Below are 25,301 nucleotides of genomic sequence, written 5' to 3' on the forward strand. Positions count from 1 at the left end.
TTATGAACAGTTAAATCAGCAAGCCAATAAAATCGCCCATTACTTGCAACGCTTCGGTGTGAAACCAGATGTTCCAGTGGGTATTTGCGTGGAGCGTTCAATAGCAGCTGCGATCGCTATTTTAGGAACTCTCAAGGCTGGGGGAGTTTGCGTTCCTCTCGATCCTACTTATCCGCCAGAGCGTTTAGCCTTCATGCTCAACGATTCTCAAGCACCAGTCATCTTAACTCAAACACATTTGCAGTCATTATTTAATGGCAACTTGGCTCATCGTCTGATTGTGTTAGATGAAGATGAAGACGAAATTGCCAAAGAATCTCAGAGCAATCTGCAAGTTGAGGTAGGAGTTGATAATTTAGCCTATATCATATATACCTCTGGCTCTACCGGCACTCCTAAAGGCACTCTTGTTACCCAGCGATCGCTCGCCAATTTAGTAGCACACCATCAGGCAAAAATGGCTACAGGTATTGGTGTACTTCAGTTTGCTTCCCTCAGTTTTGATGTCAGCTATCACGAAATATCCGTGGCGTGGGGCTTGGGAGGCACCCTGTATATGATTTCTGAATGCGATCGCAAAGATTTAGATAAATTAATTCATTTACTTGCTAATAACCCAATTGGGAAAGTTTTTTTGCCAGTTAGCCTTTGGCAGCAATTAGCGGAAATCTACGGAGAGCAAGCACATTTATTTCAGAATATTCGGGAAGCGATCGCTTGTGGCGAACAACTCCAAATTACTCAGCCTACGATCAAGCTGTTTAAGCGTCTGGAAAATTGTACACTCTACAATTTCTATGGCCCTACGGAAGCAGACTTAGTTACAGCTTATACTTTTAGCAAAAAACCAGATGAATGGCCGATTTATCCACCCATTGGTAAAGCTGCTGTCAATGTGCAAGTTTATCTGTTAGACAGCAACCTTCAACCCGTGCCGATTGGCGTTCCTGGGGAACTCTACGTGAGTGGTGATGGTTTAGCTCGTGGCTACCTCAACCGTGCAGATTTGACCAATCAAAAATTTATCTCCAATCCTTTTAGTAAGGATTCCAACTCGCGCCTCTATAAAACTGGTGACTTAGCCCAATACTTGCCAGATGGGAATATCGAGTTTTTGGGACGGATAGATGATTTAGTAAAAATTCGGGGCTTTCGCGTTGAACTGGGAGAAGTTGAAGCCGTTCTGAGCAAACATCCTCAAATTAACCAAGCTGTAGCTAAAGTGTATGGGGAAAGTGCTAGGGAAAAATATTTAGTCGCTTACTTTGTCCCCATTGTGGGAGAGACAATCACAGTCGAACAACTGCGGGCTTTTTTGACTGTGCAATTGCCAGATTATATGATTCCATCAGCTTTTATAGAAATGGAATCGTTCCCCTTAACACCCAATGGTAAGGTAAACCGTCGCGCTCTCCCAGAACCGACAACCAGCCGACCGGAATTAAGTCAAACTTTTGTTGGGCCGCGTACTCCCACTGAAGAAATCTTGGCTGGGATTTGGAGAGATGTTTTAGGGTTAGAACAAGTTGGTATTTACGATAACTTCTTTGATTTGGGGGGACATTCTTTACTAGCAACTCAGGTGATTGCTTTAACGCGCAAAGCATTTGGGATAGAATTACCACTGTTAAGTTTGTTTGAGTCTCCTGCGATCGCACCTTTAGCCCAAAAAATCGCCACAGCTAAAGCGCCAGATCGGCAGGAGTTAGCTCTAAAACGGTTGCCCTCGCAAAACGAGCCAATACCAATTTCTTTAACCCAGCTAGAATTGTGGTTTTTTGACCAATTCTATCCAGGCAATTCCATCTATAACCTGCCTTTGGTCTATCGCATCACAGGTGCGCTGAACGAGAAAGCATTAGAGGAGAGTTTAAGAGAAATTGTCCGGCGACATGAAACATTGCGATCGACTTTTCAGGTTAAGAATGGCCAAGTTGTTTATGCTATTGTTAACGAGCCTGTTTTTGACTTTTCCGTAATCGATCTGCGACACATTCCCGTAACTGAGCGCGAAGCTCAAGCCACACAACAGGCTGAACACGAAATTAAGCATCCTTTCGATTTGGCACGAGGCCCTTTATTACGCAGCAAGCTTTGGCGTTTGGATGAACAAGAGTATCTATTCGTTGCCGTCACCCACCATATTGTTGCTGATGGTTGGTCTTTTAGTGTCCTAACCCAAGAACTAGCAAAGGTTTACGAAGCCTTTTGTGAGGGTAAGCCGTCGCCGTTGACTGAGTTACCGATCGCATATACCGACTTTGCTCAATGGCAGAGGCAGTGGTTACAAGGAGAAGTTTTAGAATCTCAGCTTCAGTTTTGGCAAAAGCATTTAGGCACTACTCCCCCAATATTGAAGCTACCATGCGATCGCCCACGTCCACCAGCGCGAACCTTTAAAAGTGCAGGTCAACCAATAGTTCTCTCCCAGAAACTAACCGATGCACTTAAGGCACTGAGTCAACAGGAAGGCGTAACTCTGTTTATGACATTGTTGGCAGCATTCCAAACATTACTCTTCTCTTATACAAGACAGGAAAATATCATTGTCAGCAGCGCCCTGGCAAATCGCACCAGAGTAGAAACTGAAGGACTGATTGGTTTCTTTGTCAATTTACTGCCATTTTGCACCAACTTAGGAGGAAATCCCAGCTTCCGAGAACTACTTAACCGAGTGCGCGAGGTAGCCTTGGGTGTTTACGCTCATCAAGAAATGCCCCTGATTAAGCTAATAGAAGAACTCCAACCAGTCAGAGATCCTAGTTACACATTAATAAATCAAGTGATGTTTGTCTTTCAAAATACTCCAGAGGATAATTTACAATTTGCAAATCTCACTTTGAAAGAGCAGTTTATTGCTAGAGATACAAAAGATACCGCAGAGTTTGATTTAGAGTTAACGCTCGAAGAAACATCAACAGGTATTGAAGGTTTGCTTGTATACAGAACCGATTTATTTGAAGCTGCCACTATTACCAAGATGGTCGATAATTTTCAGACTATGCTGGAAAAAATAACGAGCAATTATAACCAGCGCCTAGCTGAACTTATCTTAATACCTGAACTACCAACTTTGCCCACTCAAACTATTGTCTCTCCAATATCGAAGGATTTTGTTACACCTCAAAATCCTATCGAAAAAGTTGTGTTAGCTATCTGGAAAGAAGTTTTAGGGATAGATCGAATTAGCACTCAAGACAACTTTTTTGAACTGGGAGGACATTCTGCTCAAGCTCTTGAAGTTATATGCAAACTACAGTCAGCTTTGCAAGTCGTTCTGCCGTTGATCTACCTGTTTGAGAAACCTACTGTAGTTCAGCTAGCAGCAGCCATCCAATCTCAATTAAACAGTCAAAACGCTTTTTAGACTGGTAGTTTAATAAAATTATAGAGGTAAAGTGATGGGAGAAAAACAGCGTGGTGTAACAATATGGTTAACTGGTTTGAGTGGTGCTGGTAAAACCACTATCTGCCGATTTTTGGAGACAAAATTGCGATCGCAGGAATATAAAATTGAAGTACTTGACGGCGATGTAGTACGCAAAAATTTAAGTAAGGGGTTAACTTTCAGTAAGGAGGATCGAGACGAGAATATTCGGCGAATTGGTTTTTTAGCTCACCTGCTAACTAGAAATAATATCATTGTACTGGTTTCGGTTATCTCACCATATCGAGTAATTCGAGAAGAAGTGAAAGCACAGATTGGAGATTTTATTGAAGTATACGTAAATGCACCACTAGAAGTTTGCGAACAGCGAGATGTTAAAGGTTTGTACAAAAAAGCCAGAGTTGGTGAAATTTTTGATTTCACTGGAATTGATGATTTATACGAAATACCTCTTAAACCTGATGTTGAATGCAAAACCGATCGAGAAAGTGTTGCCGAAAGCGCAAATAAAATTTTAAGTAAGTTAGAAGAGTTAGGGTACATCAATTCTCTATTATTGCCACAATTGCATAACAATTACTCACTGATATAATGGATCGCTCTAATCAAAACACATTGATGATGTAAGATCGTAGATTTAGGCGTACAGAATTGCCAATGCCAGTGTTTTGCTGCTCAAGAAGCGATCGCTACACTTGAAAAAGACTGGTATTCTAGCTGGCATATTGGTTTACCCACTTATAAACGAACCCTTGGTGAGATTAATATTCCAGTAATTTTATGGTTGTGAAATTTAGCAAACAGAGATGTGCAAAATGGAAATTACAGAAAACAATCAAATAATTGAACATACAATAAATAGTGATACACAAAAGAATAAAATATCTAACGAAGAACTACGTCTGTTGCATCAGATTCCTACATTTAGGCCGATTATTCAAACATTTGTTGTCATCAATACATATTTCATCCTCTCAGCTATTGGGTTCTGGTTGAATAACTGGGCAGTGTGGTTATTAGTCTGGTTGGTTCAAGGATTTTTATTTGTCTGTTTTTTTGCGGCAATACATTATTGCTCTCACTATAGTTTGTATAAGTCAAAAAATGCTAACCGATTCATGGGGACTTTCTTATCATTAGTATTGTTGATGAACTTTTCGTTTCACAAATATATTCATATTGGACATCATCGAGAAGCAAAAATCAAAGGTAAAATCGTAGGAGATACCTCAGCTTGGCAAACCTTTCCTAATATTAATACTTATCTCTTTGCCTTGACATATTTTTATCCTCTCGCAGCATGGAAAAATTGGTGGATAGTGACCAAAGATTTATATTTAGATTCTTTGAAAACACATAACGAAGAGGAATCAGCCTTACCAGCTAACTTTTATTTGAGCTATTTTAAAACACCGGAACAACGCCAATTTGTCTTACAAAATAATTGGCTACTATTGGGTTGGTTTGTATTAATGGCAGGATTAACCGTAATTTTTCCTGGGATTTTATTCTTTGGCTACTGGATACCATTAGCAACTTTTGCTTCTCCATTCGGGTTTATTTTCAGTATTACAGATCATTATGGCTGTGAGTCTGACTTAAATCACAACCTATGGAATGATACACGAACAATGATTTCTAACCCGATAATTAGGTTTTATTACTGGAATAATAATTACCATGTAGAGCATCATCTCTACCCAAGTATGCCACCGTGTAACTACTCCAAGATACATGAGTTAATTCAACATCACCTTCAGCATATTGAAAAATCATACTTGATGTTTCATCTAAAAATAATGCAAGGCTTGATTTCGGCAAAAAGTCATTAATGAATCGCTCTAATCAAAACACATTTATGATCCAATATCGTAGATTCGGGCGTACAGAATTGCCAATGCCAGTCTTTTCCTGTGGCGGAATGCGCTACGTCTATACTGAGTATAAGGAGCTTACTCAAGAACAAATTCCCGATGAAAATCAACAGAATCTAGAAGCCACTATTCGCCGTTCTTTAGAAGTTGGCATCAATCACATCGAAACTGCCCGAATGTATGGGACTTCTGAGATGCAATTAGGAGCGATTTTACCTAAATTGCCTCGAGAAAAAATTATTGTCCAAACTAAGGTTACTCCTACATCAGACTCTGAAGACTTCCGCCATTTATGTGAGAAATCTTTGGCTTTATTAAAGCTAGATTACATTGACTTATTAACACTGCATGGCATTAATAATAACCAACATTTGGAAGATAGTATTCGTCCCAATGGCTGTCTTGATGTAGCGCGACAGTTGCAAGCTCAGGGTAAGGTAAAGTTTATTGGCTTTTCTACCCACGCTCCAACAGACTTAATTATCAAAACCATTGAAACCAATCAATTTGATTATGTCAATCTCCACTGGTACTACATTAATCAATTCAATTGGCCCGCCATTGAAGCCGCCAAACATCATGACATGGGTGTATTTATCATTAGCCCATCAGATAAAGGTGGTATGCTTTATAAGCCTCCACAAAAGTTATTAGACTTGTGCTATCCTCTTAGCCCGATGGTGTTTAACGATCTGTTTTGTTTGAGCCATCCTCAAGTACATACTCTCAGCTTGGGCGCATCTAAACCATCAGATTTTGACGAACACTTGAAAGTTATAGAACTTTTAGATAAAGCAGATGAAATTCTACCACCAATTTTAAACCGTTTAGAGAAAGCAGCGATCGCCACATTAGGACAAGATTGGTATCGCACTTGGCACACTGGTTTACCCAGATATCCCCAAACCCCCGGTGAGATTAATATTCCAGTTATTTTATGGTTGCGAAATTTAGCGATCGCTTTTGATATGTTTGAATATGCCACAAGGCGTTACAACCACTTAAATACTGCCGATCCTTGGTTCCCTGGTCTGACAGCAGAAAAAGTTAGACAATTCGATCTAAGTGATTGTCTGCGTCATAGTCCCCATGCTGACAAAATACCAGCTTTATTAGAAGATGCTCATAGGTTGCTATCTCAACCTAGTCAATAATAAATTGCGGAGTGGTTTCACGATGGTGAATTATAAGTTATTAAAAAATCATAAGAAATATACTTTAATTCGTCATCGGTGGTTAGTAATTTTGCTGGCTTTTGTAACTGCGATCGCAGTAATTATCTATCATCAAATTACCTTAAAAATCAACGTAATCCCAACAGCTGAAATTATTGTCCCGTTCCCAACTGAACCTACAACTTTCAATCCAGCTTTAATCGTAGAATCGGCTGATATTTTAAACTATACTTATGAAGGGCTAGTTAAAGAAAATGCTCGTGGAGAAATTGAACCCGATCTAGCTAAATCTTGGCAAACTTCCAAGGATAATAAACAAGTAATTTACACCCTCAGAAAAGGGCTAAAATGGTCAGATGGAAAACCACTAACGGCTGAAGATGTCGTTTTTACCTACAATGAAATTTACCGTAATCCAGATATTCCTACTTACGCTAAAGACTTCTTCATAATTGGTAAAAATCGTACCTTCCCTACTGTGCGAAAGCTTGATAATTTGCGAGTTGAATTTACATTACCTGAACCATTTGCTCCATTTATTCGGGCTACAAAACTAGAAATTTTACCAGCCCATATTTTTCGGGAAAGCGTCAAAATAAAAGACCAGCAAGGTACACCTAAATTTATGTCTACGTGGGGGACTGATACTCCCCCAAAAAATATTATTGTCAACGGCCCTTATACAATAGAATCTTATACTCCGAGCCAGCGAATAATTTTCCGCAAAAATCCTTATTACTGGCGTAAAGATATTCAAGGCAATTCGCAACCATATATTGAGCGTGTGATTGGGCAGATTATTCCTAGTCAAGATACTTCTTTAATCCAATTTCGTTCTGGAGGATTAGATTACATCAACGTCAATACTGATTATTTCTCATTATTAAAACATGAAGAAAGTAAAGGAAAGTTTACTATCTATAATGGCGGTCTTTTTGTTGGCTCGACTGCTATTACTTTCAATCTCAATAAAGGCAGTAGGAATGGTCAAGCACTGGTCGATCCCATAAAGTCTCGTTGGTTCAATACAGTGGAATTTAGACAAGCAGTTGCCTATGGAATTGATCGCCAACAAATACTTAACAATATCTATAAAGGATTGGGTAAACTGCAAAATTCGCCGATTGCTGTACAGAGCAAGTATTATTCTCCTATCCAAACTGTCTACGAATACAATCTTCAAAAAGCGAAAAAATTACTTCTAAAAGCAGGCTTTAAATATAACAATCAAGGTCAGCTATTAGACGAGCAAGGCAATATTGTCCGCTTTAGCCTAATGACAAATGGTACCAACAATGCCTTACAGGGGATGGGAGTACACATAAAACAAAATTTGAGTAACCTTGGCATAACTGTTGATTTTAATCCCGTAGCTGCTAGCATTTTCATCAATAAATTGACTCAAACTTTCGATTGGGAGTGTCAATTACTTGAGGTTGCTGTGGGTCAAGAACCAAATGATTGGGCTAATGTTTGGTTGCCTGAAGCTGGTTGGCACTTTTTTAATCAAGAATCCCAAGCAGGACAAACGCCGATAATAGGGCGACAGGTTGCAGATTGGGAACGGAAAATTGGTAATTTATACATTCAGGCAGCCTCCGAAGTAGATGAAGCAAAGCGTAAAGCTATGTATGTAGAAACTCAACAAATTACTCAGGAGTATCTGCCATTTATTTATCTAGTTAACCCTTTCTCAATGGTGGCAGTACGAAATCGTATCCAAGGTATTGAACACTCTCCCCTACTAGGAACATTTTGGAACTCTTACGACTTGAAACTGACTGAGATTAACTAAAAAGGATATCGTTTGTATGCAAATTCCTATCATTGATTTCAATCCTTTTCTTATAGGTGACTCAACCGCAAAAGAAGCTGTTGCTACACAAATTTCTCTTGCTATTCATGAGGTCGGATGTTTCTATCTCAAAAATTATGGTATTCCTCAGACTCTAATTGCTCAAGTTTTTTCACAAACCGAGTCCTTTTTTGCACTACCGGAGGATGAAAAAGAACAAGTATCTTTTTTTCCAGACCGGAATCTTCGCGGATATCATAATTTTAAAAAAAGTGAAGATAAACATAACGCCAATGAGCTAATGACTGAAGGCTTTCATTTTGGAAAGGAAATTACTCTCGATGAAGTTGGTGCAATCGAAGATCCTTTTTTTGAACCGAATAAATGGCCTAAAAATCCGACTCAGTTTCGTGAAGTGATGATGGAATTTTTCACAAATTGTCACGAAAGCGCCCTGAAAGTATTTCAAGCTTTGGCTATTTCTCTGAGAATTCCAGAAGATTACTTTACAAGTTTATATTCAGAGCAGAATCACGGCATCGTTTGGCATCACTACCCATCTATATATCAGCCTCCAGAACTAGGAAAAGTTTATCTGGCAGAACATACCGACATCGGGACGTTGACATTTTTATTTCAAGATTCTGAAGGGTTAGAAGTATATACAAATGCTGGGGAATGGGTTGTAGTGCCCTTCATTCCTGATGCAATTATAGTATTGATTGCAGATTTAATGCAGCGATGGACGAACGATAAATTTCGCGCCACCCCACATCGAGTTATAGTTCCAACTCAATCTCACAGTGCTAAACAAAGGTACTCATGCGCCTTTTTTACAGGCCCTAATTACAATGCTCAAATTAACTCTATTAAGACTTGCTTAGACATAGATGAAGTTCCTAAGTATCCACCAATTCTTGCACAGGAATATTTTAAGCAGCCAAAAGGATAGCTACTAATTTAGATTCAATAAATGGACAAACTACAATTGCTAGCAAAGTCAAATCCTCCAACTTGGTTAAAAATTTTGGTAATTAGCCTGATTGGGTTAGGTATTTTCTTTCGCTTTACCCATTTAGGGCAAAAAGTGTATTGGTACGATGAAATTGCTACATCGCTGGCAATATCTGGTCATACGCTAGCTGAGGTGAAACAAGAAGTTTTTAGCAATTGGGGCAATAATCAAGGCATAATTCCTGCCATCACTTTAGACAAATATCAACACATTAACCCAGATCGATCTGTGGTTGATACAGTTCGCTACTTAATAACTTCAGACCCGCAACATCCACCTTTGTATTATGTAATGGTGAGATTGTGGGCGCAAGTCTTTGGGGATTTTCCGGCGGGAGTCAGGAGTTTATCAGCAGTAATCAGTTTGTTGATATTTCCTAGTGTGTATTGGTTGTGTTTAGAGTTATTTGAATCACCATTAGTAGGATGGGTGGGAATGGCTGTAATGGGGATTTCTCCCTTGCAGGTTTTCTTTGCCCAAGATGCACGAGAATACGGTCTGTGGATGGTCATGATCCTAGTATCAAGTGCTGCTTTGTTGCGAGCCATTCGCCGAGAAAGTTTCTCTAGCTGGGCTGTGTATGCTCTCACCCTAGCCTTGGGATTCTATACCCATTTATTAACAGTAATGGTTGCGATCGCTCATGGTATTTATATAGTTATTAGGCAAAAGTTTCGCTTTCAGAAAACCCTGCGTAATTATTTACTGAGTTCAATAGCAGCTTGCTTAATGTTTTTACCCTGGCTAACGGTGCTTATTACCAAAGCTGACACAGCAACAAATCTTTTGTCATGGATAACATTTAAAACAGATAGTCCTTTTGACCTGATTGGAATTTGGCTCAGTCGGATTAGCCGAATATTTTTTGATTTTAATTTGGCTTCTGATGATGCTTGGGTCAATAACTTAAGTTATGAAAGTCCTTTATTCTATAGTATTCCTGCGATAACATTTAGTTTATTTTTAATTATTTATATTATTATTTTTTTGACCAAATCTTTATCAAGCAACACTAGTTTATTTATTGCTTTATTAGGCGGATTTCCAGGGTTAACATTGCTTTTGTATGACCTAGCATTTGGAGGAATTCGATCTATTCATTTTCGCTATCAGATACCGTTATATCTCAGCATTCAAATTGCTGTAGTCTATATTTTAGCTTTCCATCTTTTTCTAGCTAAAAGTTGGCAGAAAAACTTTTGGCAACTCATTTTGGTGGGATTACTTATCTTTGGGCTAGTTTCTGATGTCAGATTTTTTCAGGCTGAAACTTGGTGGCCACAAATAGGTGGCAAGAATTTACTAGCAATGAGTAAACGTATTAACCAATCTAATAATAATGTTTTATTAATAAGTAATAAAAATGATTATAACTTGGGAGTCATCCTCACATTAAGTCATAGTTTAGAACCAAAAATTTCCTTACTTCCCATACAAAACAACCAATTACCAATAATGCCTCAAGATTATAAATCTATCTTCTTTATTGACGATCTAGAAAATAGTTTAGCTCATCAACTCCAGCAAGATAAAACTAACTCACTTAAATTAGTCTACCCACTTGAAGGATTTTGGCAACTCGACAAAAATCAGAAAACATAAAAAACATTAACAAATTAGAAGTTGAATGAAGCAATATCTTGACTATTTCAATATTAATTATCTGAGAGGTAAAATCTACTTTTATCTCAATTCCGCACTTTTTAGTCGGTTTATCCGCTTTGCTGTAGTCGGTTTTAGTGGAGTATTTGTAGACTTAGGAGCATTCTATTGCTTTCATAGCTCGTTATGTTTGGCGTTAACTCCGAGTGCAATGTTTTCCACAGAAATAGCAATTATTAATAACTTTCTGTGGAATGATTTCTGGACATTTGGTGATGTATCTTGTGAGCAAAAAAACAGTCAAAAGTTGCAACGCTTTGTCAAGTTTAATCTCATTTGTTTAATTGGACTTGTTTTCAATAGCCTAATTGTAAATTGGCTATTTTATCAATTCCACGTGAATGAATACATAGCTAAACTGGTAGCGATCGCTTGTGTGACACTTTGGAATTTCTGGCTCAACCTGAAGATGAACTGGCAATTAACAAAAACAGATGTAGTTGTAGATATTTAAGAAAAAATCATGTTAAGACCATTAGTGATGTTTGGCTATAGCTTAATTTTTATTATTACTATATTTTTTTCTTCTGGATGCTTGAATCTAATTTTACCCTATTACAAGACTATCCAAAACCTTGGTGAAATCAGTGTTAAATGGCAATATTTGACTGAACACAAAGATGATTATGACGCTATTTTTATAGGGCCAAGTACTACCTACTTTGGGGTGATCCCGAAATTGTTTGATGAATACATGACGACAGAGGGTAAAAGTGTAAAATCTTTCAACTTTGGAATCGCAGGTGCAAATGTATCAGAACTAGATTTTTACTTAAAAAAAATTCTGGCTTTAGAACCAGCAAACTTAAAGTGGATATTTCTAGATTGTTCAGTTGACCTATTTACAAACATTGGTTCTACTTCCGCTCAAGAGATATATTGGCATACTCCTCGGAAAACACTAGAAAATTTCCAATTAATTTTGGAATCATCAATCGATAGCTGGAAAGTAAAAGTTCCATATATATACGCTAACTTTCAAAGCTTTATCTACCGATGGATAGGGATTGGTCAGCTTTCTACTTTGTGGCAGGAAAGAATATTAAATTTAGATTTATCAATTTCAGATCCATTAGCAAAAGTATCTGAAGATAGACTCCTACAAGAATCTGGATACTACGCTATAGATTGGCAAAAAAAAGCTGAGAAGTGGAAGACTATATTCCGAACAAATGGTTTGGATACTTATCAAAAAAATCTCAAAAATGAACAAATAAAATTAGCAACTTTAAATTCAAAAAGTGCATTTAACAATACATCCATAATATATGGAGCGAAAATGTTGAAAAATATTGCTTCCCAAATTGAACAACAGCAAATTAACAACAAGAAAATTGAAGCTGTCTTTTTTATTCCGCCACTCCTAGAGACTGATTCCAACCCATCTGCTCTTTACAAAGCATATCAATCAGGATATATCGATACCCTTTTTGCTTTTAATAATCCCAATAAGTTTAGTAATTTATATGAGGTAGATCGCAGAATTGATAGCGCCCATCTCAATTATCAAGGCGCTCAAGAATTCACACTTTTATTAGCATCAAAATTTGCTCAATACTTAAATAATTTATGATATTTACAGAATTTAGGTTTCTATTTTTCTTTCTGATTGTTTTCTGCATATATTGGGCTTTACAGAAACACAATCATCGTAAATTATGGCTACTAATCTGTAGTTATATTTTCTATAGTGCTTGGGATTGGCGCTTCCTTTTTTTGCTCTTGCTATCGACAGTCATTGATTACTTTGTCGGTTTAATGCTATCTAGACCACAGGTTAGTGATTTGCAAGCAAAAGCGATCGCCTCACTTGATGTAGTACAAAAAAAAGAAACTACAAGTTTTTGGAATTGGGATTCTTTACTGAACAAGCCACAAAATCAGCAACAACGTCAAGCATGGTTGATACTTAGTTTAGTAGCAAATCTCGGAATATTAGGATTTTTTAAATACTATAATTTCTTCACCGATTCGGCTGCCAACTTATTAGCTTTTTTGGGCTTACCTCTGAGTCTTAAAACCCTTAATATTGTTTTGCCAGCAGGCATTAGTTTTTACACATTTCAAACTCTGAGTTATTCCCTGGATATCTATCTAGGTAAACTCAAACCTGTGAGAAATTTTTGGGATTTTTCTCTATTTGTAACTTTTTTCCCTCAACTGGTTGCAGGGCCTATTGTCCGGGCATCTACCTTTTTACCGCAACTGCTAACCCCAAAAAATTTAAGCGAGGTTGATTTTAGAGGATGTTTAATACTTTTTTTCGTAGGGTATTTTAAGAAAGCCTGCATTTCGGATAATCTTTCGCCTGTAGTAGAACAGTATTTCAGTAATCCAGAAAATTATACTTTCTTGAGTTGTTGGATTGCTGTTATTTCTTTTGTCATCCAGATATACTGCGATTTTTCTGGTTATTCTGATATGGCGATCGCTTCAGCCGGTTTACTTGGATACAAACTACCTTTGAACTTTAATTTTCCCTACCTTTCCGCTAATATCACTGATTTATGGCAACGTTGGCACATAACTCTCTACAGTTGGTTGCGAGACTATGTTTATATTCCTTTAATGAGAAAGCGACTAAAAGCTGAACGAACAGAATTGTTTGGGTATAAAAATCTTCTCATTTTGATGCTTTTATCAGGACTCTGGCATGGAGCTGCTTGGCATTTTGTAGTTTGGGGTGGATTAAATGGAATCGCCTTAGTTGTTCACAAGCAATGGTCATCTCGGATCGCTCCCTATAAGGAATTAGTGCCACTGAGAAAGATGCTAGGTATTCCCCTAACATTGTATTGGTTTTGTGCCTCTGCCATCTTCTTTCGGAGTAACGATCTCAGCAGTGCTGTAGAAATAGAAAAATCTTTTTTATTCTTTAATTCTCTTGGTTATGAAAACCTAAATCTCCAAATTGCATGGATTTTTGTACCTTTAATTATCCTTCACTGGGCAGCTTATAAGGGTTGGTTTGCCGATTGGTGGCGTAAAATTCCTAGTTGGAGTTTTGCTGTTTTATTTGGGGTGTTGGTTTCAACAATATTTCGGCTGACAGCAATCAATCCTCAACCCTTTGTCTACTTTCAGTTTTAGTGTGCGATCGCTCAATTTTTATAAAAAATACCTTTTAAATTACGCCATCTATAAAAGAGATATGACAACAATTTACTTACACATTGGAATGCCCAAGACCGGAACAACTTGTCTACAAAAAGCATTGTTTAACAATCGGGATAAATTTTTAGAAAACGGTTATTTGTATCCTATGTCTGGTATAAAACATAATGCCAAAGAAATAGTTAACCGTTACTGTCATAATACTTTAGCCCATTGTTTAATGGGTTTGGAAGATAAGGATAATATACTTTCAATGTCAATTTGGGAAGAACTGAAAACAGAAATAGACTCTATTAACCCTAAAAATGTGATAATTTCCGCAGAAGCTTTTACTTCTTTTGAAATATTTTATCAACCTGAAACACTTGCAAAAATAAAAGATTTGTTAAAAGAATACGAAATCAAGGTAGTTATATATCTAAGAAAACAAGATGATTTTTTAGAATCATCTTACTGTTACATGGTCAAACTAGGAGCATGTAGCGTAGGAATTAAAGAGTTATTTAATGAATATCAATATATCTTTAACTATTATCAAATATTAGAGAATTGGGCAGATATATTTGGATATGACAATATGATTGTTCGACTTTTTACAAAATCAAATACAAAAAATCATATTTTTGCTGATTTCTTAGGAGTCATTAATCAATTCAACAATAAAAGTGATTATAAAGTTGACTATGGTGCAAAAATAAATGTGTCTCCTTCAGGGAAAACGATCAAGATGCTTTTACTTATAAATAATTTAAATGAAATAGTTTTAGCTAGATTTATAAAGCTAGATGATAGTTATTGGTCAAACTATCAAAAATTTTTGAGCTTTTTATCTGATAATAAAACAATATGTAAATTAGTATCAATTCTGCCAAATGTTTTAATTGATGATGTACTTCTATTGCCAAAAGAAAAAGAAGATATTATGAGACAATTTCAAGAATTAAATAGTCAGATAGCTTACAAGTATTTAGGGCAAAAAAATGGAGTGTTATTTGGCGATTATTCCTAGTTCTATAAGTCAATCTGATTTCATAACTTTAGCGCAAGAAATCAAATATTATATGGCGAACAATAAAAATTGGATAAAGAGGTGTACGTACCTATCTTTTCAGAAATAAAATCATAGCCCTATATGAGCAAACTGCAAATAATTAAAAATAAAAATGTTGAATCTATTTACCCTCTTTCTCCTATGCAGCAGGGTATGCTTTTTCATACTCTGTATGAGCCAGAATCTGGGGTGTATATTGAGCAGTTCTGTTTAACGCTCTCTGGAAATCTAGATATTACAGTACTTCAGCAGGCTTGTGTGCGAGTAATGAAGCGTCACCCAGTTCTGCGTACCCTTGTGGTTTGGGAAAAGCAGGAAAAGCCTCTCCAAGTAGTATGTAAACAAGTAGAGTTACCTTGGCAAAACTATGATTGGCGTTCCTTATCTGCAACAGAACAACAACAACGCCTAGAAACTTTCTTACAAGCAGATCGAGTCCAAGATTTTGTTCTTGACAAAGCTCCACTTATGCGATTTAGCTTAATTCAAATCGCTGATGATATTTACGAATTTGTCTGGAGTTTTCATCACCTGCTGATTGATGGCTGGAGTTGGCCGATTCTCTGCAAAGAGGTTTTTACTTTTTACAATGCTTTAATTAAAGGCAAATATTTATATTTAAATACTCCTCCTCCTTACCAAAATTACATAAATTGGTTACAACAACAAGATTTGAGAGCAGCAGAAGATTTTTGGCAGCAACAACTCCAAGGATTTACTAGCCCTACCCGTTTGCTACTAAATCGGGGTGAGGTGCAAAATTCTCCACAACTAAAAACCTACCACGAGCAGCACTGCTGTTTATCGTTGCCCATAACTGCTGCTTTACAGTCCCAAGCACAGCAATATCATCTGACAGTTTCAACTTTCGTACAAGCAGCTTGGGCAATTTTACTCAGTCGCTACACTGATGAGTCTGAGGTAGTATTTGGCGCAACTGTGTCCGGTCGTCCTCCCACTTTATCGGGGGTGGAATCTATGGTAGGACTATTCATTAATACTCTACCAGTAAGGGTGAAAGTCCCCACAGCGACTCCTTTATGGCAATGGCTGAGGCAATTACAGACTCAACAGGTAGAGCGATCGCAATATTCTTGGTGTCCGTTAGTCAAAATTCAGGCTATTAGTGAAATTACCCAAGAATTACCTTTGTTTGAAAGCATCGTGGTGTTTGAAAACTATCCACAAGATACGTCTTTCTCAAATCCAGGTCAAAGCATCCAAATTACTAAACGGCGAGTCATTGAACAAACTAATTATCCGCTCACAGTCATCGCTGTACCGGGACAAGAGTTATCCCTACGCATTCTTTATGATGGTAGCCGCTTTGAGAAGGAAACGATTAACCGGATGATCGGGCATCTCGTGACTTTGTTAGAGGGTATGGTCGCTAATATCGAGCAGACAGTGAGTGAAATACCTATGCTAACTGCTGCCGAGCAGCAACAACTTTTGGTATGGAATGATACCCAAACAGATTATCCTCACAAATGTATCGCTCGGTTGTTTGAAGAACAAATGGAACGAACACCGGATGCAGTAGCAGTCTCTTTCCAATCCCAACAACTGACTTACCAGCAGTTAAATTGTCAGGCTAACAAGTTAGCACACCACCTACAAAAACTTGGGGTAGGGCCAGAAGTGCGGGTAGGGATTTGCGTTGAGCGTTCTTTATCGATCGCAGTAGGACTTTTGGCAATCCTCAAAGCTGGTGGTGCTTACGTACCCTTAGATCCGCGATCGCCCCAAGAACGCTTAAATTATATGTTGAGTGATTCTCAAGCGTCGGTATTGCTGACAGATTCATCAATTGCCTTATCTGGGCAACCATTAACAGTAGTTTGCTTAGATACATCGGAGATTTTTTGCCAAAACAGTCAGGAGAATCCTGTTAGTAAAGTAACACCAGAGAACTTGGCTTATGTTATTTATACTTCCGGCTCAACCGGCAAACCCAAAGGTGTAGCCATGAGTCACCGTTCTTTGGCGAACCTTTTACATTGGCAAATAGAAGAAAGTGCTTTTAGTTGTGCCAAAACTTTGCAATTTGCTTCTATCAGTTTCGATGTCTCTTTTCAAGAAATTTTCTCTACCTGGTGTAACGGCAAAACCTTAGTTTTAATCGCCGAAGAAGTACACAAGGATGGGTTCGCATTATTACAATTAATTGCTAAAGAAAAGATAGAAAGATTGTTTTTGCCCTTCGTCGCCCTTCAGCAATTAGCCAATACCGCTTCTATTTCTCAATCCTATCCTGCATCTTTGCGTCAGATTATCACGGCAGGAGAACAGTTGCATATTACTCCTGATTTAGTCAACTTTTTTAGAGAGCTTCCTGGTTGTACGCTACAAAATCAGTACGGCCCGACAGAGAGCCATGTGGTAACAAGTTTTACTTTAAAAGATGCTGCAAGCAGTTGGTCGCCACTTCCACCCATTGGTCGTCCCATTGCCAACACGCAAATTTACATCCTAGATAAGTCTTTACAGCCTTTACCCGTTGGAGTTCCTGGAGAACTGTATATTGGCGGCGTGGCGATCGCCAGAAGTTATATTAATTCCCCGGTATTGACGGCTGAGAAATTCATTGCCAAAGATGAGAATCGTTTGTATAAAACAGGCGATCGCGCTCGATATTTACCTGATGGCAACATCGAATTTCTCGGTCGAATTGACAATCAAGTGAAAGTGCGGGGCTTTCGCATTGAACTAGGAGAAATTGAAACCGTACTCGCCGCGCACCCACAGGTAAAAGAAGCAGTAGTTATCGCAAGGGTTGATCGACCAGGAAACAAGCGCCTAGTCGCTTACATTGTCCCCAAACAGCATCTAGACACCAGCGAACTGCTTTGTTACCTCAAACAAAAGCTACCCGAATATATGCTTCCTTCTGCTTTTGTCAAGTTGCTGGATGCTCTACCTTTAACCAGCAGTGGCAAAACAGACCGCCGCGCTTTACCAATACCTATGAGTAGGGAACGTAACATCTCTACAGACTTGATCCCACCCCGTACTGCGAGTGAAGAGGTTCTGGCAGGAATCTGGAGCGATGTTTTAGAGTTGGAACAAGTTGGTATCCATGACAACTTTTTTGCATTAGGAGGGCATTCTTTATCAGCAATGCAAGTCATTGCTCGGTTGCGAGAAACCTTCAAGATGGAGTTACCCATAAGCTGGCTGTTTGATTACCCGACAATAGTCGAACTAGATCGGCAGATTTCAGAATACCGCCAAAATGAGTTGACTCCATCTCTCAAACCAGTACCTCGGAATACAAAAGAGTTGCCAATCTCTTTGACTCAGCTTGAGTTTTGGATATTAGCTCAATTAAATCCGGGCATTCCCGTCTACAATATTCCACTGGCTTATCGCTTGACGGGTTTACTCAACGTCAATGCCTTGGCGCAAAGCCTCGTTGAAATTGTGCGTCGTCACGAAACTCTGCGAACTACTTTTACTATTACGGATAGACAAGTTGTTCAGAAAATTATTCAGGAGCCTATCCTATCATTTTCAGTGATAGATTTGCGAAAACTTTCTCAATCTAAAACTGAACGAAAAGCTCTGGCTCAAAGATTCATAACTGAGGAAAAAAACCAGCCTTTCGATTTAAAACAAAGCCCATTGTTACGCATCAAGCTGCTACGGCTCTCTGATGCCGAGCATTTACTCATAGTAACTATCCATCATCTGGTTTTTGATGGTTGGTCTGTGGGTGTGTTTTTACAAGAGCTAACAAAATTATACGCAGCATTTTGTCATGGTCAGCCCTCACCACTTCCCGATTTACCCATTCAATATGCTGACTTTGCCCATTGGCAACAGCAGTGGGTTGCTCGTCCGGCTTTTGTGTCTGAGCTTGACTACTGGAAACAGCAACTAGGCAATAGTACACTTTTACTAGAGTTACCTAGCGATCGCCCACGCTTACCAATAAGAACTTTTCAAGGTGCAAGTCAAACTTTCATTATTTCTAAAAGCCTAACAAATGCTCTTAAACATCTGAGCCAACAGCACAATGTAACTCTATTCGTGACTTTATTAACAGCCTTCAAAATAGTGCTATTTTATTACACCGGACAGTCAGATATTATCGTGGGCGCTCCTTTTGCCAATCGCCAGCAAGTAGAAACGAAAGGACTTATTGGATGCTTTATTAACACACTACCAATACGTACATATTTGGGGGGCAATCCAAGCCTGAGTGAATTGCTATATCAGGTGCGTGGCTGTTTTTTGGCAGCCTGCGATCGCCAGCAAATTCCTTTCGTGAAGTTAGTAGAAGCACTACAGCCAAAACGAGAACCAAGCCACTCTTTGCTATATCAAGTGATGTTTAACTTCTTGCCTCCATCAGATTTAAAACTGACAAATTTAACTGTTCATCCCTGGTCTATTGAAACTAATACAGCAGAATTTGATTGGGATATTTATCTTCAACAAACAACATTAGGAAGTATTGAAGGGAAATGGTGCTACAAAATCGATTTGTTTGATGCTACTACTATTAGCCGTGCAGTCACTCAGTTTCTAGTGTTGCTTGAGCTGCTAATTAATAATCCCGAATGCCGCCTAAGTGACCTTTGTTTACTATTTCAAAAGCATAATTCTCAATGCCGTGCATAATTCGTAATTCGTAATTCGTAATTAAAAGATTTGAACAGTAAAAAGCTAGAAAATACCAGATTATGATGTCAGACGTACAGATGATAGAAAAAACAAAACTGACTACTTTGCGAGAAATGCGGCTGTTTCTCGTTGTTTGGCTAGGACAGTTGATCGCTTTGATTGGTTATAGTACCACTGCCTTTGCCTTAGACATTTGGGTTTACAATCGCACTGGCTCAGTCACCCAGTTTGCTTTAATTTCCCTGTTTAATACTTTACCGCTAATCTTAATTTCCCCGATAGCTGGGCCTTTGGTAGATAGGTGGGATCGCCGAAAGACGATGATGATCGCTGATGTTTTGGCGTGTTTGGGAACGATCGCGATCGGCGTTTTATTTGTCATCGGTCGGTTGGAAGTTTGGCATATTTACTTAGCCAATACCTTCACTGCTGTTTTCATGGCTTTTCACATGCCAGCTTATACAGCTTCAACAGTCTTACTTGTGCCAAAACAGCACCTCAATCGTGCTAACGGTCTGATGAGTCTGATGTATGGCATTTCCATAATCATTGCACCAACTCTCGGAGGTATTCTACTAAGTATTGTTCATTTCCAAGGGATTATTTTGCTTCATGTAACCAGTGTGTCTATCGCTGTTGTCTCCTTGATGCTGGTTCGGTTCCCGCAAGTCAACGCAAGTGTTGTTACAACTGCAAAAAGTTCATTTCTCAGTGAAGCAACTTACGGATTTACATATTTAATCGCTCGACCCGGACTGCTGGGACTAATTTTATTCTCAGCTTCCAGTCTTTATCTTGTGGGAGGTATTAATGTCATTACTGTTCCGCTAGTGTTGAATTTCGTTTCAGTAAGCGTTCTGGGAACTATTCTTTCGCTATTTGGCATTGCTATTCTAGCAGGCGGCTTGCTCGTGAGTATCTGGGGAGGACTAGAACACAACATCTATGCAATATACGGGTGTATGCTGTTAAATGGTGTATTTATTATCGCCGCCGGTTTGCAACCCTCTCTTGTCATCTTCGCTGTTAGCATCTTCTTATTCTCTTTGACACAACCGATCGTTTCCAGTTCCACGCAAGCTGTCATGCAAAAAAAAGTAGAACCTAGTGTGCAAGGTAGAGTTTTTGCGATCAAAGGCGCGATTGAAGCGGCTGCTTTACCTCTAGGCTACATCACGATTGGGCCTTTAGCTGAGAAGGTTTTTGAACCCTTAATGGCTACTGATGGTTATTTGGCGGGAAGCATCGGACAAATCATTGGTGTTGGGTCTGGTCGTGGTATGGGACTTCTACTGATTATTATGGGAGTCTTGACCATTTTAGAAACCTCTCTTGCTTACTTGTACCCTCGCCTACGGTTTGTGGAAGATGAACTTCCTAATGTTAGTAATGCAGTTGGGATCGCTACTGATACAGCTTCTAGCAAGAGTGACGTAGTTTCTTTGGTATCCTAAATTTGGCGTTGCCTAATGGTTGTTGATTATTTTATTTTTTTAATTATCTATTTTTAAAAATAGATAATTATTAATTTATTTCATAAATTGCAAAAATTTTGTATCTAGATTCAACATCAAATCCTGTACTGTTTAATCTTAAATTTTTTTGTATTTCAATCAAAAAAAATGTTCAGTTGATTTTAGAATATGCAAACCAAAGTTTCAAACGAACCTTCTCCTATAACCTTTAATAAATTTTGGGAGAATGTAAGAGCGATCGCCGGGCCTTACTGGTATCCAACAGAGTCCAAAGAAAGAATATTTTCAGACGTAATTCGGACATGGGGAATGCTCATTCTCCTGATTTTATTAATAATCGCGCTGGTAAGCGTAACTGCCTTTAATAGCTTCGTTACTCGCTACATAACCGATGTAATCGAAGAAAAAGATTATCCTAACTTTATTAAGACAATAGTGATTTTCGCCGCTGCTCTTGTTTGCGTAACACTCTTAAACGGATTTTCTAAATTTGTCAGAAAAAAAATCGCTATAGATTGGTATAAATGGTTAAATAATCATATATTATCAAAATATTTGAGCAATCGTGCTTATTATAAAATTAACTTTATATCTGATGTTGATAACCCAGATCAACGAATATCTCAAGAAATTGAACCTATTACTAGTGATGCTCTGAATTTTTCGGCTATTTTTCTAGAAAAAGTGCTGGAGATGACGGTTTTTTTAGTAATTCTTTGGTCAATTTCCCAATTTATCGCAACTGTTTTGGTTGTTTATACGATTATTGGTAATTTGATTGCTATTTACTTAGCTCAACAATTAAATAAAATTAATCAAGCAGAACTAGAACTTAAAGCAGAATACAATTATTGTTTAACTCATGTTCGCGATCACACGGAATCGATAGCTTTTTTTCAGGGAGAAAAGCAAGAATCTAATATAATTCAACGAAGATTTCTTAACCTCCTAAAAAATGTCGAGCGCAAGATTAATTGGGAGAGAAATCAAGAATTTTTTGACGGAGGATATAAAGCTGCTATCCAAATCTTTCCATATCTAGTACTTGCACCTATATATATGAGTGGTCAAGCTGATTTCGGAGAAGTTGTTCAAGCCAGTATAGCTTGTAATCAGTTTGCCAATGCTCTAGCAACATTAATTAGGGAATTTGGAAACTCTGGACGATTTTCTAGTTACGTTGAGCGTTTATCTGAGTTTTCAAATGCGTTAGAAGCAGTTAGCAAAAAACCCGAAAATGTCAGTACTATTAAAACAATAGAAAAGAATCAGTTTGCGTTTGAAAATGTCACTTTACAAACGCCCAACTATGAGCAGGTAATTGTTGAAGATTTGTCACTTTCCGTTCAACCAGGCGAAGGTTTATTAATTATAGGGCCAAGTGGTCGAGGTAAAAGTTCTCTATTGAGAGCGATCGCAGGTTTGTGGAATGCGGGAACTGGTCATTTAATGCGACCTCCCTTAGACGAAGTTTTATTCTTACCCCAACGTCCTTATATCATCTTAGGAACTTTACGCGAACAGTTAATATATCCTAATACAAATCGTCAAATGACCGACGCAAAACTCAAAGACATTTTGCAACAGGTAAACCTGCAAAATTTGTTAAGTCGAGTTGAAGGTTTTGATAGTGAAGTTCCTTGGGAAAATATATTGTCCCTCGGAGAACAACAACGTTTGGCTTTCGCACGATTATTAGTTACTAACCCTAGCTTCACTATTTTAGATGAAGCAACAAGCGCTTTAGATTTGAATAATGAAGGTAATTTATATCAACAATTACAAAAGACAAAAACAACGTTCATTAGTGTTGGACATCGAGAAAGTTTGTTTAATTATCATCAATGGGTTCTGGAACTTTCACAAGACTCCAGTTGGCAACTTTTAACTGTGCAAGATTATCGGCTGCAAAAAGCAAAAGAAATTATCACTAATTCTCTTGAAAACACTAACATTACGATAGATGTTTTAACTAATAACACATCTCCAAGTCAACCAGAAATATCGACGGAGATCAGCACAATTGCAGGACTTTCTCATCAAGAAATTCAGACATTAACAGACTCCAAAATTAACACTATTAGAAGCAAGGCTAGCCTTGGTAAGTCCATTACTACCAAGGATGGCTTTACCTATCGCTATGACAAAGACCCGAAAGTGTTGAAATGGGTAAGAACTTAAGAACTATTCATGTTTTTGAAAATTAAGGTCATGTTAACTAAACAGCAAAGACAACTAATTACTTACGAAACTATTTTAATATACGAACGAACTTATCAATTACCCATTCTCAAAAATAACGGTGTAAAAACGGTTCAAAAAACAATTAGAGAACGTCAAAGATTAATTAAAGAAGGTGTTCGATATAATCATCAGCTTGGAGGCATAATTAAGCGAAAAGAAAAAGTTAGCCAGGGAGAGATTTTTAATGAAATTCAATTATTTATTAAAGACTACAATTATATCATTGATTTCCTAAAAATTTACAAAGATAGTTATCACAATTTTTTATTAAACCTTACCAACGATTTGAAGAAGTTATTCAAACAGAAATATTTGGCAATAAAAAGTTTAGAAGATGAAAGAAGCAAGTTAGAGCTAAAGAATTATAAAAATCCCCAAATACTTAATGAACTAAGATGGGATAAAGAAGAAAACTTTAAAGCATTTTTATTATTAAGTAATGCTTATTTTTTGATGTTAGAAAAAATAAGCTTGCTTGGTGAAGGAATTAAAAAACTTGCAGAAGATATAAAAAAACAAAAAGAAATTGTTCAGCAAATAGTTAAAGATTTAGACACCTATCAAGAGCTTTATGAATATCAAAGTAAAGCCTATAAAATTCGTCAAGAAATAGCAAAAATTGCCCAGACAGCAATCAATTTTGAGAATTCTTTACAAGATTACTTTAGTCCCTTTCAATCTTTAATCGATGAATTCGTAAAAATAGATGAATATTTTTACGCAACTGTCGGAGATATTAAAAATTTAGGAGATAATATTTTAAAGTATCAGTCAAATTTATTTAACCTTGAAGAAGCCAAGGTAATTTCTGAAACTTTTCTCGATTTTATGGTGACAAGTTATGATAAAAAAACTAGATTAAAAGATGCTTTTATTCAATCTAAATTATTAGATTGGCAAAGCTATAATTTAGATTCGAGCGAAAATTTTGTCTTTTTAGACAAGGGTATTGATTTAATATCTAACTATATATCTAAGCAACTTACCGATCAAAGAAAAATGCTAGGCATAGCAGAAGTAGATTTTGTCTCTACAGTATCTCTATCTACTGTTGAAGAAACAGGATTAATAGAACTGACTGATAACAATCTTACATTGACAAAAGAATTTTTCAGCAATAAAGATATTAATTATACCCAATTGCAATATCTCCTCTCGCAGCATAACTGGAAAGAAGCTGACATTGAAACAGCTAAATTAATGCTAAAAGTCATGAAGAAAAATTATTGGAATGAAGTTTATAAGGAAGATATTGATAACTTTTGTTGTCAAGACATCCATATCCTTGATGAACTTTGGGAACAATATAGTTATGGTTATTTCGGTTTCAGTGTTCAGCAAACTATCTGGAGTGAAATGGGTGGTCAAGTAGATTATGAAACAGAAAAGAGACTCGGCGATCGCCTTGGTTGGCGAAAAGAGGGAAACTGGTTAGACTATGAGCAACTAACTTTTAAATTGTCCCCCATGACACCGATGGGACACTTACCAGCCAAATGGTTACATTACGATCAACATAGCTCTGAATTATCTCTATCATCTACAGAACACCTTTCAATGGGAGCTTGGCGGGTAAAATCTTGGTTAGTTTGGCAGATGCACTTATTCTTTTCTCGTACAAAAGTTTGTAGTTCTTTAAAGATAATTTGAGAGGGTGTTTAGTAATTCTAAAATTATCTTTTAAGTGTAGATTTTGTGAGGATACATATTTTCAAAATAGGTAATAGTAACTTCGCCCAATAGACTTCTTGGCATTTGCCAGGGTAAAGGGGAAGGTGGGGTCCCCTCTGGAGATAAGGGGCGGGGGTAAAGGGTAAAGAAACTCAAAATCCTTTCCCAATAAAGATGAGTCCCTTTTCCCTAAGAGTGCATCCTAGTT

Annotated in this window: 15 protein-coding genes; all 15 read left to right on the plus strand. The window is 37.6% G+C overall.

What is annotated here, in order from left to right; genetic code table 11:
* Window positions 1-3,367 (plus strand): amino acid adenylation domain-containing protein (locus tag RM368_RS26225; protein WP_322696755.1); only part of this gene is annotated, 3,367 nt, incomplete at its 5' end.
* Between the two features lie 34 nt (window positions 3,368-3,401).
* A complete protein-coding gene (gene cysC, locus RM368_RS26230; protein WP_322696756.1) occupies window positions 3,402-3,980 on the plus strand; it encodes an adenylyl-sulfate kinase in 579 nt (192 codons plus the stop codon).
* A gap of 223 nt (window positions 3,981-4,203) precedes the next feature.
* Entirely contained in the window at window positions 4,204-5,220 is a 1,017-nt protein-coding gene (locus RM368_RS26235) for a fatty acid desaturase family protein (protein ID WP_322696757.1), read from the plus strand.
* A gap of 29 nt (window positions 5,221-5,249) precedes the next feature.
* Window positions 5,250-6,416 carry an aldo/keto reductase gene (locus tag RM368_RS26240; RefSeq protein WP_322696789.1) on the plus strand — a complete coding sequence of 389 codons (1,167 nt, stop codon included), beginning with the start codon at window positions 5,250-5,252 and terminating at the stop codon, window positions 6,414-6,416.
* A gap of 22 nt (window positions 6,417-6,438) precedes the next feature.
* On the plus strand, window positions 6,439-8,232 hold the full coding sequence (locus RM368_RS26245) for an ABC transporter substrate-binding protein (RefSeq protein ID WP_322696758.1): 1,794 nt from the start codon (window positions 6,439-6,441) through the stop codon (window positions 8,230-8,232).
* 16 nt (window positions 8,233-8,248) lie between these two features.
* On the plus strand, window positions 8,249-9,184 hold the full coding sequence (locus RM368_RS26250; RefSeq protein WP_322696759.1) for an isopenicillin N synthase family dioxygenase: 936 nt from the start codon (window positions 8,249-8,251) through the stop codon (window positions 9,182-9,184).
* 21 nt (window positions 9,185-9,205) lie between these two features.
* Window positions 9,206-10,849, plus strand: coding sequence for a glycosyltransferase family 39 protein (locus tag RM368_RS26255; protein WP_322696760.1), 1,644 nt, complete (start codon window positions 9,206-9,208; stop codon window positions 10,847-10,849).
* A gap of 25 nt (window positions 10,850-10,874) precedes the next feature.
* The gene (locus RM368_RS26260) at window positions 10,875-11,363 is read left to right on the plus strand and encodes a GtrA family protein (RefSeq protein WP_322696761.1); all 489 of its coding nucleotides are present in this window, start codon (window positions 10,875-10,877) and stop codon (window positions 11,361-11,363) included.
* A gap of 9 nt (window positions 11,364-11,372) precedes the next feature.
* Window positions 11,373-12,482, plus strand: coding sequence for a hypothetical protein (locus tag RM368_RS26265; protein WP_322696762.1), 1,110 nt, complete (start codon window positions 11,373-11,375; stop codon window positions 12,480-12,482).
* 149 nt (window positions 12,483-12,631) lie between these two features.
* Window positions 12,632-13,999 (plus strand): MBOAT family O-acyltransferase, encoded by a 1,368-nt coding sequence (locus tag RM368_RS26270; protein WP_322696763.1) that lies wholly within the window; start codon window positions 12,632-12,634, stop codon window positions 13,997-13,999.
* A 61-nt stretch (window positions 14,000-14,060) separates the two neighbouring features.
* Window positions 14,061-15,032, plus strand: coding sequence for a hypothetical protein (locus RM368_RS26275; protein ID WP_322696764.1), 972 nt, complete (start codon window positions 14,061-14,063; stop codon window positions 15,030-15,032).
* A 123-nt stretch (window positions 15,033-15,155) separates the two neighbouring features.
* On the plus strand, window positions 15,156-19,700 hold the full coding sequence (locus RM368_RS26280) for a non-ribosomal peptide synthetase (protein ID WP_322696765.1): 4,545 nt from the start codon (window positions 15,156-15,158) through the stop codon (window positions 19,698-19,700).
* Window positions 19,701-19,762: 62 nt separating this feature from the next.
* Window positions 19,763-21,157 (plus strand): MFS transporter, encoded by a 1,395-nt coding sequence (locus RM368_RS26285; RefSeq protein WP_322696766.1) that lies wholly within the window; start codon window positions 19,763-19,765, stop codon window positions 21,155-21,157.
* A gap of 189 nt (window positions 21,158-21,346) precedes the next feature.
* Complete coding sequence (locus RM368_RS26290; RefSeq protein ID WP_322696767.1) at window positions 21,347-23,359, plus strand: ABC transporter ATP-binding protein/permease; 2,013 nt, start codon at window positions 21,347-21,349, stop codon at window positions 23,357-23,359.
* Between the two features lie 30 nt (window positions 23,360-23,389).
* Window positions 23,390-25,072, plus strand: coding sequence for a GUN4 domain-containing protein (locus tag RM368_RS26295; RefSeq protein WP_322696768.1), 1,683 nt, complete (start codon window positions 23,390-23,392; stop codon window positions 25,070-25,072).
* Window positions 25,073-25,301: the final 229 nt, after the last annotated feature.

Origin of the sequence: Nostoc sp. DedSLP03 (assembly GCF_034530815.1) — a bacterium.
In the GTDB taxonomy this organism is placed as follows: domain Bacteria; phylum Cyanobacteriota; class Cyanobacteriia; order Cyanobacteriales; family Nostocaceae; genus Nostoc.

Coding starts and splice junctions, on each gene's coding strand:
- RM368_RS26260 (WP_322696761.1), top strand. CDS start 10,875: ATGAAGCAATATCTTGACTATTTCAATATTAATTATCTGAGAGGTAAA.
- RM368_RS26235 (WP_322696757.1), top strand. CDS start 4,204: ATGGAAATTACAGAAAACAATCAAATAATTGAACATACAATAAATAGT.
- RM368_RS26290 (WP_322696767.1), top strand. CDS start 21,347: ATGCAAACCAAAGTTTCAAACGAACCTTCTCCTATAACCTTTAATAAA.
- cysC (WP_322696756.1), top strand. CDS start 3,402: ATGGGAGAAAAACAGCGTGGTGTAACAATATGGTTAACTGGTTTGAGT.
- RM368_RS26280 (WP_322696765.1), top strand. CDS start 15,156: ATGAGCAAACTGCAAATAATTAAAAATAAAAATGTTGAATCTATTTAC.
- RM368_RS26245 (WP_322696758.1), top strand. CDS start 6,439: ATGGTGAATTATAAGTTATTAAAAAATCATAAGAAATATACTTTAATT.
- RM368_RS26255 (WP_322696760.1), top strand. CDS start 9,206: ATGGACAAACTACAATTGCTAGCAAAGTCAAATCCTCCAACTTGGTTA.
- RM368_RS26250 (WP_322696759.1), top strand. CDS start 8,249: ATGCAAATTCCTATCATTGATTTCAATCCTTTTCTTATAGGTGACTCA.
- RM368_RS26265 (WP_322696762.1), top strand. CDS start 11,373: ATGTTAAGACCATTAGTGATGTTTGGCTATAGCTTAATTTTTATTATT.
- RM368_RS26275 (WP_322696764.1), top strand. CDS start 14,061: ATGACAACAATTTACTTACACATTGGAATGCCCAAGACCGGAACAACT.
- RM368_RS26285 (WP_322696766.1), top strand. CDS start 19,763: ATGATGTCAGACGTACAGATGATAGAAAAAACAAAACTGACTACTTTG.
- RM368_RS26295 (WP_322696768.1), top strand. CDS start 23,390: ATGTTAACTAAACAGCAAAGACAACTAATTACTTACGAAACTATTTTA.